The sequence below is a fragment of the Nitratireductor sp. ATLC21 genome (assembly GCF_057196525.1).
Window position 1 is genome coordinate 790,618 of record NZ_JBXUOU010000001.1, and the last position, 16,842, is coordinate 807,459.

16 protein-coding genes and 1 pseudogene are annotated in these 16,842 nt (G+C 58.3%); 5 read left to right on the top strand and 12 right to left on the bottom strand.

Annotated features, from left to right (window positions below; all coding sequences use genetic code 11):
• The first annotated feature begins 512 nt into the window (after positions 1-512).
• Positions 513-4,262: a vitamin B12-dependent ribonucleotide reductase gene (locus AC2CHD_RS03880; protein ID WP_484552642.1), complete on the top strand. Its 3,750-nt coding sequence runs from the start codon at positions 513-515 to the stop codon at positions 4,260-4,262.
• A 197-nt stretch (positions 4,263-4,459) separates the two neighbouring features.
• Here AC2CHD_RS03880 and AC2CHD_RS03885 read toward each other — a convergent pair whose 3' ends face one another.
• The 3 genes from AC2CHD_RS03885 to AC2CHD_RS03895 all read right to left on the bottom strand — a co-directional run bounded on the left by AC2CHD_RS03885 (position 4,460) and on the right by AC2CHD_RS03895 (position 5,674).
• Positions 4,460-4,717: a GIY-YIG nuclease family protein gene (locus tag AC2CHD_RS03885; RefSeq protein ID WP_484552643.1), complete on the bottom strand. Its 258-nt coding sequence runs from the start codon at positions 4,715-4,717 to the stop codon at positions 4,460-4,462.
• A gap of 77 nt (positions 4,718-4,794) precedes the next feature.
• Positions 4,795-5,082, bottom strand: a complete 288-nt coding sequence (locus AC2CHD_RS03890) for a YciI family protein (protein ID WP_484552644.1) — start codon at positions 5,080-5,082, stop codon at positions 4,795-4,797.
• A 13-nt stretch (positions 5,083-5,095) separates the two neighbouring features.
• A complete protein-coding gene (locus AC2CHD_RS03895) occupies positions 5,096-5,674 on the bottom strand; it encodes a TetR/AcrR family transcriptional regulator (RefSeq protein WP_484552645.1) in 579 nt (192 codons plus the stop codon).
• Positions 5,675-5,836: 162 nt separating this feature from the next.
• On the opposite strand from AC2CHD_RS03895, the gene AC2CHD_RS03900 reads away from it, so the two are divergent.
• Entirely contained in the window at positions 5,837-6,433 is a 597-nt protein-coding gene (locus tag AC2CHD_RS03900) for a thermonuclease family protein (protein ID WP_484552646.1), read from the top strand.
• Between the two features lie 23 nt (positions 6,434-6,456).
• On the opposite strand, the gene AC2CHD_RS03905 is transcribed toward AC2CHD_RS03900, so the two are convergent.
• Positions 6,457-7,455: a glycoside hydrolase family 25 protein gene (locus AC2CHD_RS03905; protein ID WP_484552647.1), complete on the bottom strand. Its 999-nt coding sequence runs from the start codon at positions 7,453-7,455 to the stop codon at positions 6,457-6,459.
• Positions 7,456-7,954: 499 nt separating this feature from the next.
• Here AC2CHD_RS03905 and AC2CHD_RS03910 point away from each other — a divergent pair, with 499 nt between their 5' ends.
• Positions 7,955-8,617 (top strand): L,D-transpeptidase, encoded by a 663-nt coding sequence (locus AC2CHD_RS03910; RefSeq protein WP_484553208.1) that lies wholly within the window; start codon positions 7,955-7,957, stop codon positions 8,615-8,617.
• 62 nt (positions 8,618-8,679) lie between these two features.
• Here AC2CHD_RS03910 and AC2CHD_RS03915 read toward each other — a convergent pair.
• Both AC2CHD_RS03915 and AC2CHD_RS03920 read right to left on the bottom strand, forming a co-directional pair.
• Positions 8,680-9,605 (bottom strand): annotated as a pseudogene (locus AC2CHD_RS03915) (alpha/beta fold hydrolase).
• A gap of 152 nt (positions 9,606-9,757) precedes the next feature.
• Positions 9,758-10,807 (bottom strand): aldo/keto reductase, encoded by a 1,050-nt coding sequence (locus tag AC2CHD_RS03920; RefSeq protein WP_484552648.1) that lies wholly within the window; start codon positions 10,805-10,807, stop codon positions 9,758-9,760.
• A gap of 90 nt (positions 10,808-10,897) precedes the next feature.
• On the opposite strand from AC2CHD_RS03920, the gene AC2CHD_RS03925 reads away from it, so the two are divergent.
• The gene (locus tag AC2CHD_RS03925; RefSeq protein WP_484552649.1) at positions 10,898-11,776 is read left to right on the top strand and encodes an META domain-containing protein; all 879 of its coding nucleotides are present in this window, start codon (positions 10,898-10,900) and stop codon (positions 11,774-11,776) included.
• A 2-nt stretch (positions 11,777-11,778) separates the two neighbouring features.
• On the opposite strand, the gene AC2CHD_RS03930 is transcribed toward AC2CHD_RS03925, so the two are convergent.
• From AC2CHD_RS03930 to AC2CHD_RS03955, 6 genes are all read right to left on the bottom strand, one after another.
• Complete coding sequence (locus AC2CHD_RS03930; protein WP_484553209.1) at positions 11,779-13,353, bottom strand: trimethylamine methyltransferase family protein; 1,575 nt, start codon at positions 13,351-13,353, stop codon at positions 11,779-11,781.
• A gap of 191 nt (positions 13,354-13,544) precedes the next feature.
• Positions 13,545-13,931 carry a hypothetical protein gene (locus tag AC2CHD_RS03935; protein WP_484552650.1) on the bottom strand — a complete coding sequence of 129 codons (387 nt, stop codon included), beginning with the start codon at positions 13,929-13,931 and terminating at the stop codon, positions 13,545-13,547.
• Between the two features lie 7 nt (positions 13,932-13,938).
• Positions 13,939-14,397 carry a hypothetical protein gene (locus AC2CHD_RS03940; RefSeq protein WP_484552651.1) on the bottom strand — a complete coding sequence of 153 codons (459 nt, stop codon included), beginning with the start codon at positions 14,395-14,397 and terminating at the stop codon, positions 13,939-13,941.
• A 109-nt stretch (positions 14,398-14,506) separates the two neighbouring features.
• Complete coding sequence (locus tag AC2CHD_RS03945) at positions 14,507-14,932, bottom strand: hypothetical protein (protein WP_484552652.1); 426 nt, start codon at positions 14,930-14,932, stop codon at positions 14,507-14,509.
• A complete protein-coding gene (locus tag AC2CHD_RS03950) occupies positions 14,932-15,312 on the bottom strand; it encodes a hypothetical protein (protein ID WP_229448983.1) in 381 nt (126 codons plus the stop codon). The genes AC2CHD_RS03945 and AC2CHD_RS03950 overlap by 1 nt, the downstream gene beginning before the upstream one ends.
• A gap of 10 nt (positions 15,313-15,322) precedes the next feature.
• Positions 15,323-15,793, bottom strand: a complete 471-nt coding sequence (locus AC2CHD_RS03955; protein ID WP_484552653.1) for a hypothetical protein — start codon at positions 15,791-15,793, stop codon at positions 15,323-15,325.
• A 305-nt stretch (positions 15,794-16,098) separates the two neighbouring features.
• On the opposite strand from AC2CHD_RS03955, the gene AC2CHD_RS03960 reads away from it, so the two are divergent.
• Complete coding sequence (locus AC2CHD_RS03960) at positions 16,099-16,797, top strand: corrinoid protein (RefSeq protein ID WP_229448981.1); 699 nt, start codon at positions 16,099-16,101, stop codon at positions 16,795-16,797.
• Positions 16,798-16,842: the final 45 nt, after the last annotated feature.

The following is a 16,842-nucleotide window of genomic DNA, read 5'->3' on the forward strand; positions in this document are numbered from 1 at the left end:
AATGATCCAAACTCGACTCCTTGACGTCCGGGTACGAGTCGCTTTTTATGGGTTTTGCGCCTGCGTTCGTAAGGTGCGATTGGTCGGCGAAAACCCGGTCGATTTTCCAATTTTGTATTGAGTTTCCGAGACCTGCCCGAACAGCTTTCTGGGCAGAACGGTGTCGTTTGCGCCGCGGAAAATCGCAAGCGAGGGTGTAAGTTTCGATCTGGTATAAAGAAGCTGTTAACACTATATTTAGTGTCTTCAGATATTCTGCGCACCAGATAATGTGAATGTTATGTGACGTTAGCGTAGCAACGGCGTCAGGTTGGGGGCGATTTCGCTCAGGGCGAGACAACGCTTCGAATGGGTCTTCTTCCCGATCCTTTGAGAAGCACCAACCTTCGGTCAAGGAGAGTCATTCGCTGCGGTGGATGGCAGTCGGCGGACACAGCGTCTGCACGGTGAAAATGTGATGAGGCATTCGCCGGTGCAGACACTATATTTGGATTAGGGGCGAAGAGGACAAAATGCGCATCGAACGCCGGTTCACAAAGCAAGGCCAGAGCCCATATGCGGAGATTTCTTTCCGCAAGGCCACGAGCGAAATCAAGAACCCGGATGGCTCCGTGGTCTTCCGGTTGGAGAATATCGACGTTCCGGCGCAGTTCTCCCAGGTCGCCAGCGACATTCTGGCTCAGAAATATTTCCGCAAGGCAGGCGTACCTGCGCGCCTGAAAAAGGTTGAGGAGAATGATGTCCCCTCCTTCCTGTGGCGCTCGGTGGCCGATGAGGAAGCCCTCAAGGACTTGCCGGAAGAGGAGCGCTATGGGTCCGAGACCAGCGCCGCGCAGGTGTTCAACCGTCTTGCTGGCACCTGGACCTACTGGGGTTGGAAGGGCGGCTATTTCAACGGCGAGGAAGATGCCCAGGCTTTCATGGACGAGCTGTGCTACATGCTCGCCACCCAGCGCGTTGCGCCCAACTCCCCGCAATGGTTCAACACCGGTCTGCACTGGGCCTATGGCATCGATGGCCCCGGCCAGGGCCACTATTATGTGGATCCCTTTACCGGAAAGCTGACCAAGTCCAAATCCTCTTACGAGCATCCGCAGCCGCATGCCTGCTTCATCCAGTCCGTGGGTGACGACCTGGTCAATGAGGGCGGCATCATGGACCTGTGGGTCCGCGAGGCGCGTCTGTTCAAATATGGTTCGGGCACCGGCTCGAATTTCTCGCATCTGCGCGGCGAAGGCGAAAAGCTCTCCGGCGGCGGCAAGTCGTCGGGCCTCATGTCCTTCCTCAAGATCGGCGACCGTGCCGCCGGGGCCATCAAGTCGGGCGGCACCACGCGCCGCGCCGCCAAGATGGTGGTGGTCGATGTCGATCACCCGGATATCGAATCCTACATCGACTGGAAGGTGAAGGAGGAGCAGAAGGTTGCCGCCCTCGTCACCGGCTCCAAGATCGCCAAAAAACATCTCGACGCCATCATGAAGGCCTGCATCAATTGCGAGGGTGCCAATGATGATTGCTTCGATCCGGCCAAGAACCCGGCGCTGAAGCGCGAGATCAAGGCCGCCAAGCGCAATGCCGTGCCGGAAAACTATATCCAGCGCGTCATCCAGTTCGCGCGACAGGGCTACACCGATCTCGATTTCAAGACCTATGACACAGATTGGGATTCGGAAGCCTATCTGACCGTCTCCGGCCAGAATTCCAACAACTCGGTCTCGCTGAAGGACGATTTCCTGCGGGCTGTAGAGGCCGATGGCGAGTGGAACCTGATCAACCGCATCGACGGCAAGGTCGCCAAGACCGTGAAGGCCCGCGATCTGTGGGAGAAGATCGGCTATGCCGCATGGGCGTCCGCCGATCCGGGCCTCCACTACAACACCACCATGAACGACTGGCACACCTCGCCGGCAGCGGGCCCGATCCGCGCCTCGAACCCCTGCTCGGAATACATGTTCCTGGACGACACGGCGTGCAACCTGGCCTCGATGAACCTTTTGCAATACCGCAACAAGGACGGTTCCATCGACATCGCGGCCTATGAGCATACGGTGCGCCTGTGGACCATGGTGCTCGAGATCTCCGTGATGATGGCGCAGTTCCCGTCCAAGGAGATCGCGAAGCTTTCCTACGAGTACCGCACGCTTGGCCTCGGCTATGCCAATATTGGCGGCCTCCTCATGACCTCCGGCATTCCCTATGATTCGCCTGAAGGCCGCGCCATCTGCGGCGCGCTGACGGCGATCATGACCGGCGTTGCCTATGCGACCTCCGCCGAAATGGCTGGCGAACTCGGCCCCTTCGCCGATTATGAGCGCAATGCGGAAAACATGCTGCGTGTCATCCGCAACCACCGCCGCGCCGCCCATGGCGAAAGCGATGGCTATGAGAAGCTCGCCGTGAACCCGGTGCCGCTCATTGCCGAAGACTGCCCCCATGCCGATCTGATCGAGCATGCACGCAAAGCCTGGGACCGCGCGCTGGAGCTGGGTGAAAAGCACGGCTACCGCAATGCGCAGGCCACCGTCATCGCGCCCACCGGCACGATCGGCCTCGTCATGGACTGCGACACGACCGGCATCGAGCCCGATTTCGCACTGGTGAAGTTCAAGAAGCTGGCCGGTGGCGGCTACTTCAAGATCATCAACCGCGCCGTGCCGGAAGCCCTGCGCACGCTCGGTTATTCCGAGGCCCAGATCGCCGAGATCGAGGCTTATGCCGTCGGTCATGGCAATTTCGACCAGGCGCCGGCCATCAACCCGACGAGCCTCAAGGCCAAAGGTTTCGACGACGAGAAGATCGCCGCCGTCAACGCCGCGCTCAAATCGGCCTTCGACATTAAGTTCGCCTTCAACAAGTGGACGCTGGGCGAGGATTTCTGCCGCGAGAAGCTTGGCTTCACCGACGAGCAGCTCGACGATTTCTCCTTCGACATGCTGGCCGCACTTGGCTTCTCCAAGAAAGAGATCGAGGCAGCCAACATCCACATCTGCGGTGCCATGACGCTGGAAGGCGCACCGCATCTGAAGGAGGAGCATCTGCCCGTCTTCGACTGCGCCAATCCCTGCGGCAAGATCGGCAAGCGCTATCTCTCGGTGGAAAGCCACATCCGCATGATGGCGGCTGCCCAGCCCTTCATCTCGGGCGCCATCTCCAAGACCATCAACATGCCCAATGATGCCACGGTCGAGGACTGCAAGGAGGCCTATCTCCTGTCCTGGAAGCTGGCGCTCAAGGCCAATGCGCTCTACCGTGATGGCTCCAAGCTTTCACAGCCGCTCAATGCCTCGCTCATCGCCGATGATGAAGAGGATGCCGACGATCTGGTCGAGGAACTGGCCGCAGCACCAACCGCCGCCCAGGCCGCGACGATCTCCGAGAAGATCATCGAGCGCGTGGTCGAAAAGGTGGTGCGCGAGCGCGAGAAGCTGCCCAACCGCCGCAAGGGCTATACCCAGAAGGCGGTGATCGGCGGGCACAAGGTCTACCTGCGCACCGGCGAGTTTGACGATGGCCGCCTTGGCGAGATCTTCATCGACATGCACAAGGAAGGCGCAGCCTTCCGCGCCATGATGAACAATTTCGCCATCGCCATCTCGCTCGGTCTGCAATATGGCGTGCCGCTCGACGAATATGTGGAGGCCTTCACCTTCACCAAGTTCGAGCCGGCCGGCATGGTCATGGGCAATGACGCCATCAAGAACGCCACGTCGATCCTCGACTATGTGTTCCGCGAACTGGCCGTTTCCTATCTCGACCGGTCCGACCTTGCCCATGTGGACACGTCCGACTTCACCAACACCGCGCTTGGCCGCGGCATCAATGAAGGCAAGGCCCTGCCCTATTCCAAGGGCCTGACCCGCGGCGCGCCGCTCAAGGTCGTCTCCGGCAAGTCCGGTGGCGAGCCCAAGGGCTCATCCGGCAGCACGGTGCGTGCCATCTCCTCCGGAGCAACGGTGCATGCGTTGAAGCCGGCGGTCTCCGAACTGCACGAGGAAGCCACCGCCTTCCGTCGTGACTATGAGGAGCGTGCGAAGGAACTGGCCGAAGAGGTTGCACAGGATAACGACATCAACGATGTCTTCACCGACGCCGCCGCCACGGAAGCCGCCGACGCCAAGAAGGTCGAAACCCACCGCCGCCAGCAGGCGATCATGCAGGGTTACACGGGCAATATGTGCTCGGAGTGCCAGAACTTCACCATGGTGAGAAACGGCACCTGCGAGAAATGCGACACCTGCGGCGCAACGAGCGGATGTAGCTGAGGCTTTCACCCTTTGACGATTAAAACCCGCGCTACTCAGGCGCGGGTTTTTTCTTGGGTGATGCTTTGACCGCCAACACTTCGGTGACCGTCATGGCATGGTTCCTCGGGTCAAGCCCGAGGATGACGAGGTTGAGGAAGATGGCGCACAGCCGACAGCCGCATGACGAGGGACGTCCACCCAGTCGCTCTCTTTCGTCATCCTCGGGCTTGACCCGAGGATCCATGCCGGACCAGCACCGCGTCACCAGCCCCATCCCGCAAGAGCTCATTCCACTCCGGATTGGTCGTCTCGATCAGCACGATCTTCCACTGCCGCGGCCAGCGCTTCAGCGATTTTTCCCGTTGAATCGCATCGCGAATGTCAAAGTGCTCTTCATACCAGACGAGTCGCGTCACCCCGATATAGATCGGGCTGCGCTTCTGGCTGGAGAGCATATAGACAAAGCCGGTCATGCCTGAAGATTGGTCCCAACCGCTCTTCCGGCCAATCAACGACAAAACCGTGCTGCGCCTGCAAGATGAGCCCGCCGCTACCCAGCCTTCGTAAACGCCAGCGCCGGCACCGTGCGCTTGGGGTCGATCTCATAGGTCTCCGCGCTCACCACGCCATGCTCCACGAATGGATCGGCGGCAATGCGTGCATCGTGGGCTTCACGGCTCTCCCCATGGGCAATAACCGCTCCACCGCCCAAATCCAGAGAGCCGACGCTCAGGAAAACGCCATCGGCAAACCCCTTTGCGATCCATTCATTGTGGCCAGCCATGAACTCCCCAGCGGCGCTTCGGTTCTCGGCAAACTTCAAAAGAGTAACGAACATGCAAATCGAGTCCCTATTGTGAGAGTGAAACAATCTGGCGATCGAGCCAGCCGGTGATGTCCGCCACTTCCCGGCGGATGAACGCTTCGTCCTTGAACGCGGAGGCAAGCGACGCCACCCCCTGCGACCAGGCCAGCACATGCAGCGCCCATTCCCGCGCCGCCTCCTCTGCGCCCAGCGCCCTGAACTGCTTTTCAAGCCAATGGGCAAAAAGGCCGAAGATATCCGCCGCCCGATCCTGGTGCACGTGATCGAGCTTGGCGAGTTCGGCGCATAAAGTGCCAACCGGGCATCCATAAGCCATGATCGGAGCACGGTTGGCGATCAGAAGTTCAATGAAGGCAACAATCCGCTCGCGCGGCTCAGGAGCCTCAGTTTCCCACCCGTCGAGCATTCCCCGGGTGCGCGCGATCCGCCGGTCGATGACGGCATCCAAAATCTCGTCCTTGGTCTTGAAATAATAATAGAAATTGCCCCGCGAAATACCGACCCCGGCGGCAATATCGGCAAATGACGTGGCCTCGAACCCGCCCCGGTAAAACAGGTCATCCGCGATCTCGACGATCTGATCACGAGTAGAAACAGCAGCCATGAAGACCTCGCACGATTGATTTCCCACAATTAGGACAATTGTCCAAATCAATCAAGTGGCCACCGGATTCAGTGCAGGAAGCACGCCAATCCTTAAAATTTTCAGGGTGAATCAAACCCCATCTTCATCCCGCCCTGCTCCACTTCCGCCAGGGAGCGGACAATGGCGCGCACTTACGACCTTTCCTCCAGAAGAAGCAGAAACAACAACCACTGGCGCTCGTCTTCGTGCCACGGAAGGAAGCGCAACACCCGGCCATGGCGCCCATTGCGGGTGCTCAAGGACGGTTTCGGCTTGATCACGCTCGCGCTTGTCGCCGGCTGGGCGGCAGCGCATTATTCCGTTGTCCCCACGGACAGGATCTCAGGTCTCTTTAGCGCTCCCCGATCGGAGAGCCAGCCACATATCGCCCGGTATTTCCCGATCTGCGGAAGCGGCAAGCGCATGAACTGCATCGTCGATGGAGACACGCTCTATGTGAACGGCGATAAAATCAGGGTGACAGGTTTCAACACGCCCGAACTGTTCTCACCCGAATGCGCGTACGAAAAAAAGCTCGCTCGCCGCGCGCAACGCCGTTTTCAGCAGCTAATCAATTCAGGCCCGTTCGAGCTGCGTCGCACGAGCAAGCACGATCGGGATGTTTATGGTCGCAAACTCAGAAGTATCTATCGAGACGGAAAGCCCATCGGCGATCAACTCATCGCCGAAGGGCTCGCTCATCGCTGGCGCGGTTTCAAGGAATCCTGGTGTAGCTAAGGGAGCCCGCTTCTCCGGCAGGATCAGCCGGCCACCTTCCCCAGCCAGCGCCACCAGGCGCTTTCATCGCCGTGAAAGACATTGAGGTCGATCCTGCCGTTCACGCCTTGGCTCAAGCCCGAGCCTGAATACTGCCAAAAGACCCAATCGCGTCCCGGATAGACTTTCGAGGGGTGTTCCGCCACGGCACGCAGCCAGAACGGATGGTTGGGGAAAGCCCCCTTCAGATTGTCTTCATAAAAATCGGGCGCGGTGTAAATGATTGGCCGCTGTCCATAATGGCGTTCCAACCGATCCAGAAAAACCTGCATTTTTTCGATGACTTCCGCGCGCGATGGCTTCCACTTACAACTTGACTGGTGGTTCCATTCCACATCCAGGACCGGCGGCAGCGCGCCCTTCACCTTCGGAACATTGCGGATGAACCATTCAGCCTGATCGGAAGCCCTGCGACACCAGAAGAAAAAATGATAGGCACCACGTCGAATGCCGGCTTCAGCTGCTCCGTTCCAGTTTTTCTTGAACATCGGATCGATATGGTCGACCCCGTCCGTCGCCTTGATATAGGCGAAGTTGGCGCCACGCTCTCGCAGCCTTTCCCAGTCGATATCACCCTGCCAGCGCGAAACATCAACACCGTGCACCGCATGATGTTTCGGTGTGATCTTCCCGAAATTGATCGGATGAGCATCACCGAACTGGCTGCGGTACACTTTACCGCGCGCAGCGCTCTTGGGGCGCAGTGTCGGCTTTGGCGGCGTGATCATCGCCACCTGTTCAAGCGCAGGTGTCGAGACACGGTCAGGCTCGGCAATGGCCGTCATCCCCGCCTCGCTCACGTGACTGGCCTCGCTTTGAGCGATTGCGGCGCCCGGCAGTCCCACATCCGGCCTCACGATCGAACTCGTCACCTCGCGTGAGGGCGGATCGATCTTGAGTGCGGTGTCAATGCTGGGTCCGCCAGTGCAGCCGGTCAGAGCAAGCGTTAAAAGGACAGGTCGAAGGAATGCAGGAACACGCATAGACGATCTGCAGGAGTTCGAGGAATTTGGAAGCCCGGTGCCCGTTCCACCGGTTGAAAGGGCAGTGTTATTGCAAACTTACCAATAAAGTTTGAATCGACCTGTTAACCACGTTGCAACGATGAAAGTTGTGCCACCCGTGTTTGCTTCCCGGTGAGCAGACCGCCCGCCCCTCCCAATCCGTGCCACGAAAGGGCAATGAGCCCCTGAGAGCGGTGAACGGCGTTGGGCCGCCCCTCACGAGGCGCAGACTGTGGGAAAAATGCCTCACCGCATGGGCGGATTTCGACTGAAGAACGCTATTCGCGCGACATTCGGGCACAGGTCCGGTCTTTGCCACAATTTTTCGAGAACCGCATGCCAAGCGCCACTCAACGCTCCCACGCATCCGCGCCGGAGAGGCGAACCACACATGAAATTCCGAATCCCATACGTAAGGAGAGTATCCTTGTTCCACACCAATATTGTACGCGCAGCCCCCCGCGTTGCGCGGCTCGTCATGTTGCTGCTCCTGCCTGCATTCGCTGCCGCCTGCACCACCACAGGCCGCAGCACCATCCCCGCGGCAGACGTCCCCGGTCCCATGCTCTCCTACTATCAGGAGATGTACCGCGAGATCGATGACAACGGCATCGTCATTCCGGCAATCGACGTCACCAAGATGGATCGCAAATATCTGCGCCAGATGGTCGATTATCCGACCAACGAGCCGGTGGGTACCATTGTTGTCGATCCCGCAAACCGTTTTCTCTACCTGGTAATGGAGAACGGGAAGGCCATGCGATACGGCATCGGCGTCGCCAAGGCGGGGCTGGAATATGAAGGCGACGGCATTATCGGACGGAAGGCCGAGTGGCCGAACTGGGCCCCCACTCTCGCGATGATAAACCGTGAACCGGAGCGCTACCGTCCCCTCGCCGCCGGCATGCAGGGCGGGATCGACAATCCACTCGGCGCGCGCGCGCTCTATCTGTACAAGGATGGCAAGGACACGCTCTACCGCATCCACGGCACGACGGAGCCCTGGTCGATCGGGCGGTCGGTGTCATCAGGCTGCATTCGCTTGCTGAACCACGACATCATCGATCTCTACAAGCGCGTCCCGCGCGGCTCCCGCATGGTCGTGCTTGGCGGCGGACAAGCTGGGCCTGACATGGTCTGACCCACAAGCATGAATACCCTTGCCGGTTCCCGCCCGGCAAGGGAGGTTCTCCCGCAACGCGCCTATTTGCGCGTCAGGTCATCCGCTGTCCACGGCGCATTGACCTGGTCATCGTTCAGGAACGGCAACACGGTTTCGGTCAGCCTGGGCGAAACACCGATGTCGTAGTGCGTAAGATTCGGCAGGATCGCCAGGCGGTTTTGAGACATGTTCTCGCGCTGCCAGCCAGCATCCTTCAGCCCGCCACCGAGCAATTGGTAAAACGCCACAATATGCTCAGGCCGATACATATCCGAATCGCCAAACACCAGCATCACAGGCATGTCCAATGTCTTCACATCCTCGGCAAAATTATAGGGCTTGCGCATGAAGGCGCCCATGCGGTCGAGCAGGTCCGGGAAGAGAGAGGGATCCGGCGCCACCGCAGCATAGGACTGATACATGGGCGTATCTTTCATCATCTCGGCCATGCCGGCCCCCACCTCAGCCTGCATGGGAAGCATTTCAGGATAGAAGCCTTCCTGCGCAAAGCCCGCCGAGACAAGCGCGATGCGTCGCACCTTGTCCGGGTGTTGCACGGCCAGACGCAGGACAACACCGCCCCCCATGGAATAGCCCATGGCATCCACACGGCCATAACCCAGTTGTTCGAGAATAGACGCCATATCATCGCCCATCGCCTCCAGGCTGATCGGACGATCACCAAGCTCGCTGCGGCCATGCCCCTGCAGGTCGATGGCAATAACCTCCCGCTCTGCTGCAAGCATGGACAACACCGGCCCGAACATCTCGATCAGTCCGAGACCCCATGCAACAGGAGCAGCGGCTCACCCTCCCCGTGGATCTGATAGTGATATTGAAGGCCGCCAGCTTCCACCTCCCCGCTCTTCAGCGGTTTGGATATCCCGGCCGCCGCCTGCGCAGGCGAAGCCGCGAATACTGTGAGGAAAAGAGCCGTACAAGCGGCAGCAAAGGCAGTTTTAAACATCGCGCTCTCCTGTCAAACCGGCCGTCGCTGCGACGCACCGTCATTGCGATGCTCGAAGGACGCAGAAGACCACACCGATCCGACAGGAAAACGAATTCTGTTGAAATTCTATCAAGAACGATGCCGCTGACCGGCATCGTCCTGCTGGCGCCTCAGGGGCTTGGATTGCCGATCCGTTGATGCAGATAATCGACAGCCGTCTGCATCTCCTCTGTCCAGCGCACCTCGAGAGCATTAAGCGCCTCTTCAAGATGCGCCATCGTGGTCGCCCCGATGATATTGGATGCCATAAAAGGCCGCGAATTCACAAAGGCATGTGCGAAGGTGGCCGGCGTGAGACCGAATTCTCGCGCCATCATGTTGTAAGCCTTGGCAGCCTCCGGACCACCCGGCTTTTCGTACCTTTGAAGGCGGTCGAACAGAACCTTCCGCGACCCTTCCGGCATGGCGCCATCATCGTACTTACCGGTCAGATAGCCCTGGGCGAGCGGCGAGTAGGCAAGCAAGCCGATCTCTTCACGCTGACAGGTCTCTGCAAGGTTCACTTCAAAAGTGCGGTTCATGAGGTTGTAGGCGTTCTGCAAGGAAACGACCCTTGGCCCAACACCTTTGTCGGCCTCGGCTATGAACCGCATGACACCCCAGGAACTCTCATTGGAAAGACCGAAATGCCGGATTTTTCCAGCTTTCACCAGATCATCGAACACCGCCAGCGTTTCCGCGATCGGTGTTTCATCAGCCAGCGGCTCCGACACCAACGTGACACGTGTCGGGTTGGAGCCAAACGGGTTTTCACGGTCTGGCCAGTGAATCTGGTAAAGGTCAATATAGTCCGTCTGGAGCCGGGCAAGCGACTTGTCGATGGCATCCATAATGTCGGCGCGCACCAGCTTCGATGGCCTGTTGCCCCGGAACCATTCATTGGCCGTGCGGCCGATCACCTTGGACGCTATGATGACCTGATCGCGATTGCCCCGCGCTTTCATCCAGGTGCCGACGATACGTTCCGTCCGACCCTGTGTCTCTGCTTTCGGGGGGATTGGATAAAGTTCGGCCATGTCCAGAAAATTCACCCCGCGCTCCACGGCGCGGTCCATCTGTTCGTGGCCTTCTGCCTCGGTGTTCTGCTCACCATAAGTCATGGTGCCTAGGCAAATCTGAGAAACAAGGAGGTCGCTGCGTCCAAGACGGCGCTTTTCCATCAAAACTCTCCGGGTGCTGAAATCAGGCGCGGACGCGCCAATCGCCACATCATAGGCCGGTTACCGCGACACGCAAGCTTTGATCGACCGATGATCTGCCCACTTTTTATGCGCCATAAAATAGCACCAGAGAGCAAATACAACCAAAAACTACGGGACACCCAAGGCAGATTGAAGACAAGCATGTTGATGCAAAGACGCACCCTCCTCAAAAGCATTGCCCTCATGGCTGGCGCGATCATGGGCTCCGAAGCCCTCGCCCAAGACGCGGAGAACGATATGCTGACGATTTCCGGCGAACTTGCCTATCTCGTGCGCGTAGCGCTGCCGCTGGACAGTGTCGCAACCGTTGAGCTCCGTGATGCCCTGCCCCCCGCGGACGCGCCTCCCATTGCGGAAGCAAGGATCGCACTCAACGGAAAGCAAGTGCCAATTCCCTTCAGCCTCTCGGTGAAAAAGAGCCAGCTTCAGCCAGACAGAATATACCACCTCCATGGCGCCATTCATGTTGGTTCGCTGAAGCGTTGGTCGTTGGAGGCGGTCTTGATCGATCCCGAACAAGGCGAAATCGACCTACGAACAATGTTCCTTTTGCCTGCGAAATCTGAAACCCGCCTCACCCCCGTCACCATGGACGCAATCGTTGATACGGAGTGGGTTGTGGAAGACATCGATGGACGCGGCATAATCGACAGCTCACGTGTGTCCGTCAGGTTCGCTACGGACGGCAGCGTCAGTGGCCACGCTTCATGCAACCGCTATTCGACAAGCTGGACCGAGGCGAATGGCAAACTGAAAGTGGGGCCAGCTGCCACCACCAGAATGGCCTGTGCCGAAGCCCTGATGGATCAGGAGCAAAAGTTCCTCTCCATCCTGGCTGACGTTAGACTTTACGCCACCACGCCCGAAGGCGCCCTTGTGCTTCAGACAATCGATGGACGAAAGCTTCACGCGTTTCCGGCCGGTTGATTTCACGCGAAGGCGTCCGGCATCGATTCCTTCCGCCGGGCGATAAAATCAAGCAGGCCCTCTTCAATGCCTGAATCGAGTGGCGGGGCCTGATACGCGTCGAGCCAGCTCCGGGCGAGCTGGTTGGCCCGTTGCGCCGCGGTTTTCTCACCCTCTCCCGCCCATTGCTCATAGGAATTGTTGTCGGCAACGGACGAGCGATAGAACGCCGTCTGGAAATTGGCCTGCGTATGGGCACAACCCAGATAATGGCTTCCTGGCCCCACTTCGCGGATGGCGTCCATCGCCTGACCATTTTCCGAAACGTCGAGAGGTTCACACAGCCGCTGTTGCATGCCGAGCTGATCGACATCCATCATGAACTTCTCATAAGAAGAGACCAGGCCGCCCTCCAGCCATCCAGCTGCGTGAAGTACGAAATTGGTTCCGGCGAGAACGGTAGAGTTCAGCGTGTTGGCGCTTTCATAAGCCGCCTGGGCATCAGGTATCTTGGAGCCCGTGAGCGAACCACCGGTTCGGAAGGGAAGCCCAAGGCGTCGCGCAAGCTGCGCTGCCCCGTAGGAAACCAGGGAGGGTTCCGGCGTACCGAAGGTGGGCGCGCCCGATTGCATGGAAATCGAGGAAGCGAAGGTGCCGAAAAGAACTGGCGCTCCGGGACGAACGAGTTGCGTGAACGCTGCACCGGCCAAAACTTCGGCCAGGACCTGCGTCAGTGTGCCGATGACCGTGACCGGACTCATGGCGCCGGCGAGAATGAATGGTGTGACGATGCAGGCCTGATTGGCCCGCGCATAGACCTTTGCCGCTCCCAGCATGGTTTCGTCAAAGACCATGGGCGAGTTGGCGTTGATCAGATTAATGACCACTGTGTTCTGATCGACAAAATCCTCGCCAAACAGAATTTTCGCCATGGCGACCGTGTCTTCGGCGCGGTCCGGCGCCGTGACAGAGCCCATGAAGGGCTTGTCGGAATAGCGCATATGCGCAAACACCATGTCGAGATGGCGCTTGTTCACCGGAACATCCACAGGCTCGCACACGGTGCCGCCTGAATGATGGATCGATGGAGCCATATAGGCGAGTTTTACGAAATTACGGAAGTCTTCAATGGTCGCATAGCGGCGCGTTCCATCGAGATCCCGCACAAAGGGTGGACCATAGACCGGCGCAAAGACCGTGGAGTTGCCACCGATCTCCACAGAACGGTCCCGATTGCGCGCGTGCTGCGTGAAGGTTGAAGGTGCGGTTTTGAGAAGTTGCCGGCACAATCCCTTGGGGAAATGCACCCTGTCACCTCTGACATCCGCTCCCGCGTCCTTCCAGAGAGAAAGCGCTTCCGGATCATCACGGAATTCAATCCCTATCTCCTCGAGAACCGTGTCGGCATTTGCCTCCACGAGTGAAAGCGCTTCCTCATCGAGCACCTCATAGGGTTTCAGCGACCGGCGGATATAGGACAATTGCAGCCCCGGCCCGCCACTGCTTCGCGCCGCCCTGCGCGCCGCCGCGCCACCGCGCTCGCCGCGTCCGGAGCGGCTCCGGCGCGGCAGATCCTGTGTTCCCTCGTCACCGGCCATCATCGTCATCGCGCAAACTCCACGCCAGGATCGTCATGAGACTCATGATGCGAGCCTAGCGTCTGCAGCGGCAACTTCCGTTCCGCGAGCGGCAGATGGTGTCGCAACTGGTGAGCAGAAGGGAACAGCGTCAAAATGGAAACGATCGATCTGCCATCGTTTCCCGCAGCCAGCTCAATGCCAATCACGCCTCACAGATGATGGCCGATAAATTTTCCGCAGATCTGCGCCTTCATTCCAACGCCCTTGCCTGCAAGAGGTGCGCTCTCGGTGCATATACGCACCCTTCGTTCACGAACTCCGTTGAAATTCACCACAACCAGCACCGAGCGCGAGGCACCGGCCCCGAGCGAAAAATCCGGTGGCGATATGCGCGCTTCAATCGGCCTGAAATCCGCATCATAAGCGCGAATGCTCACATTGATGCGATGTTTGTAGGGGTTTCGCGGGTGAACCCGTACGGCGAAACTGTCCGCGAAACTGCGGATCTCTCCCCGCATGGGCGACATGGATTGCGACCAGGCCGGTGTAGTACCGGCACAAGCCGCAATCATCGCTGCCAATATCGATCTGTACATGATTTCCCTATTCACAGGTCACTGTGACAAAGGCTTCATAATCGCCTTTCTGGAAGATGGCATTGCTCGCTACGGCACGGAGATCGACCGACAGAGTGCTGGCCCCCACTTCAAGCGAAGTGATGGTCGAACCTGCAACTTTCGGAGTGGTCGTGGCCCCTGTCGAGCTATAGGTGGAGGTGAACGTCACACCGCCCGTGCCGCTCGGAGCAGATGAAAAGGCTTGCGGCGTGTTAAGCGACGTTTGAAACCCGGCACCTGTCGTGTAGATCGTGGCCACGCCAGCCCGCCCACCGGCGGCTGCGGAATCAAGAACTTCCAAACCATCCCGAACGAGCAAACCATCGGACTGAAGCTCGATGGTGCAGCTCTCCTCAAGAGAGGCTCTAAAAGGAATATCCAACTGGGCTCCGAGCGAGGAAACGGTACCCAGAAGCAACAACGCACAAGAATAAATATACTTCATGACAAAACCCTAGGTTGAAAATCAAGGGCGCCATGTAGTGCCGAAACAAAGCTCCGTCAACAGGAATAAGAGCATGAAAAGAAACAATTATCCCAAAGAACAGGCGCATTTAGCGCCTGCCCTTGTTGGACCAGGAAGCGTCGCTTGCCCAATCTCCCTCGGGATTAGACCGCATGCGCGGATCCAGCCCCTGCCGCATGAGCTCAACCTCCAGTTCCAGACGTTTCAGTTCCAGCTGATAAAGCTTGTCGCAGTCCAGCCGCCGCGGTTTTTGCCCCAGCGGCACCACCAGTCGCCCATAGGCGGAAATGCGGTGCGAACTGTTGTCTCCGATGACGCCTGAATCCAGATAAGCACCGGAATTCGCCATGGAGGCACGGCAGGTGGTCCCGTCCGCCGCCCTGATCTCGTCAAAGCCATTCGGCATCACAACGCCAGGCAGGGTCACACCGGTCTGATTTTGATTGATGACATACTGATCGCTATCCCCGTAAACAACGGATGCGCTCAGGAACAGAAGCACAAAGCCCCCCATCAATCGATACGATAAGCTATGAAACGTCCGCATACTTGAGCCTTAATGTTGGTGCCGCGGCCAGGAAACGGCACACTCTCGGTACAGATCCTGACACGCCTGACCTTCTGGTCGTTGAACCCTATCGAGACGAGCACAGAGCGGGATGATTTGCTGCCGACCATCGCTTCTGCGGGAGAAACCTGCGCAGCGATCGGCCGGAAGTCCTGATCGTAGACTTTCACCGCCATGCGAATTCTGTGCGGATAGGGATTGTAAGGAAAAACCCGCACCGAAAACGTATCGTCAAAACTCGATATCTTGCCGCGCATCGGCGTCATCGACTGCGCAGCGCTCGCGCCGCAACCAGCCGCGACGACCGCGGCCAGCACGACACTCATCCAAACACGTTTATTCACAGGTCAGCGTCACCTGGGCCGTGTAATTTCCAGCGGGAAAAACACCAGCCGACTTCGTTGCGGAAAGATCGACATCGACATTGGTCAAGCCGAGCCCGAGCGGAGACGTGACAGTGCCCACCACATCGAGGAGCGATGTCACCCCTGACGCGCTGTAATGCGTGGTAAAGCTCACATCGTCATCTCCGCCAGCAGGCGCAAGAAAAAAGGACGATGGCGCGGACGTCGACAGATTGAAGTCCGTTCCCGTGGTGACAACGGTGGCCGTACCTGAAACGCCACCTGCCTCGCTCGATGAAAGGACATTCATCGCGCCATTGGTAGACAGAACACCGGGCGTTCCTACAGTGATCAGACATGTTGAAATGACATTGCCGTTGAAAATGACCGTGTCAGTAACAGCCGCGGCGGGTGCGATAAAAATGGCGCTAAGCAAAACTGCAGATAGAGAGGTTCTGAACATGACCCTGCTCCTTACACAAGCAGACAAGCCCCCTCTTGCAGCTTCTATGAAACCCTACACCGCTTAACATACCGCTAATAATCAACCTATGATTTTAAACTCATAAAAATACAACCTTTCAATTTCTATCTTCGCTGCCAGTGCCGCTTGAGTCAGGCCGTCGCTTTCCTGACGGCCCGAGTCGCAAATCAGCTATATATTCAGGTGTTTCGCACCGTATTCTGCTGGCATCGCACTATGGTGTACCATCATGAGCGCAGCACGGCATGCAACGTTTGCGCAACATGACGAGCAGGAGGCAGAGCATGTCCGACGACGAAATCATCCTCTCGGAGCTTCCGGACGACGAGCTCGTGCAGCAGATGCACGACGACCTTTATGACGGGCTCAAAGAGGAGATCGAGGAAGGCACGCACATCCTTCTGAGCCGCGGGTGGCAACCCTATGAAGTGCTGACGGACGCTCTGGTTGAAGGCATGCGCATCGTCGGTGAGGATTTTCGTGACGGCATTCTCTTCGTCCCTGAGGTGCTCCTTTCGGCCAACGCAATGAAAGCCGGCATGGCCATCCTGCGGCCGCTTCTTGCCGAAACCGGCGCGCCCAAGCAAGGCAAGATGGTGATCGGGACAGTCAAGGGCGACATCCACGACATCGGCAAGAACCTGGTCGGAATGATGATGGAAGGCGCCGGCTTCGATGTGATCGACATCGGCATCAACAATCCGGTCGAAAATTACCTGAATGCGATCGAGGAGCATCAGCCGGACATTGTCGGTATGTCCGCACTGCTGACGACCACCATGCCCTATATGAAGGTCGTCATCGACACGATGAAGGAAAAAGGCATCCGCGACGACTACATTGTCCTCGTCGGCGGTGCGCCGCTCAACGAAGAGTTCGGCAAGGCGGTGGGAGCCGATGCCTATTGCCGCGACGCGGCGGTAACGGTCGAGATGGCCAAGGAACTGATCAAGCGCAAGCACAATGTATCGGCTGGCGCCTGATCCTGGCTACGCTCACCCGCCGCTCGGGTTTCAGGCTGGTCGGGT

Bases quoted from the DNA above. Each gene is read 5' to 3' on its own strand.
- AC2CHD_RS03955 (WP_484552653.1), bottom strand. From the start codon at position 15,793: ATGTTCAGAACCTCTCTATCTGCAGTTTTGCTTAGCGCCATTTTTATC.
- AC2CHD_RS03940 (WP_484552651.1), bottom strand. From the start codon at position 14,397: ATGAAGTATATTTATTCTTGTGCGTTGTTGCTTCTGGGTACCGTTTCC.
- AC2CHD_RS03950 (WP_229448983.1), bottom strand. From the start codon at position 15,312: ATGAGTGTCGTGCTGGCCGCGGTCGTCGCGGCTGGTTGCGGCGCGAGC.
- AC2CHD_RS03920 (WP_484552648.1), bottom strand. From the start codon at position 10,807: ATGGAAAAGCGCCGTCTTGGACGCAGCGACCTCCTTGTTTCTCAGATT.
- AC2CHD_RS03925 (WP_484552649.1), top strand. From the start codon at position 10,898: ATGATCTGCCCACTTTTTATGCGCCATAAAATAGCACCAGAGAGCAAA.
- AC2CHD_RS03930 (WP_484553209.1), bottom strand. From the start codon at position 13,353: ATGGCCGGTGACGAGGGAACACAGGATCTGCCGCGCCGGAGCCGCTCC.
- AC2CHD_RS03960 (WP_229448981.1), top strand. From the start codon at position 16,099: ATGTCCGACGACGAAATCATCCTCTCGGAGCTTCCGGACGACGAGCTC.
- AC2CHD_RS03945 (WP_484552652.1), bottom strand. From the start codon at position 14,932: ATGGGGGGCTTTGTGCTTCTGTTCCTGAGCGCATCCGTTGTTTACGGG.
- AC2CHD_RS03880 (WP_484552642.1), top strand. From the start codon at position 513: ATGCGCATCGAACGCCGGTTCACAAAGCAAGGCCAGAGCCCATATGCG.
- AC2CHD_RS03935 (WP_484552650.1), bottom strand. From the start codon at position 13,931: ATGTACAGATCGATATTGGCAGCGATGATTGCGGCTTGTGCCGGTACT.
- AC2CHD_RS03905 (WP_484552647.1), bottom strand. From the start codon at position 7,455: ATGCGTGTTCCTGCATTCCTTCGACCTGTCCTTTTAACGCTTGCTCTG.
- AC2CHD_RS03900 (WP_484552646.1), top strand. From the start codon at position 5,837: ATGGCGCGCACTTACGACCTTTCCTCCAGAAGAAGCAGAAACAACAAC.
- AC2CHD_RS03895 (WP_484552645.1), bottom strand. From the start codon at position 5,674: ATGGCTGCTGTTTCTACTCGTGATCAGATCGTCGAGATCGCGGATGAC.
- AC2CHD_RS03910 (WP_484553208.1), top strand. From the start codon at position 7,955: ATGTTGCTGCTCCTGCCTGCATTCGCTGCCGCCTGCACCACCACAGGC.
- AC2CHD_RS03885 (WP_484552643.1), bottom strand. From the start codon at position 4,717: ATGACCGGCTTTGTCTATATGCTCTCCAGCCAGAAGCGCAGCCCGATC.
- AC2CHD_RS03890 (WP_484552644.1), bottom strand. From the start codon at position 5,082: ATGTTCGTTACTCTTTTGAAGTTTGCCGAGAACCGAAGCGCCGCTGGG.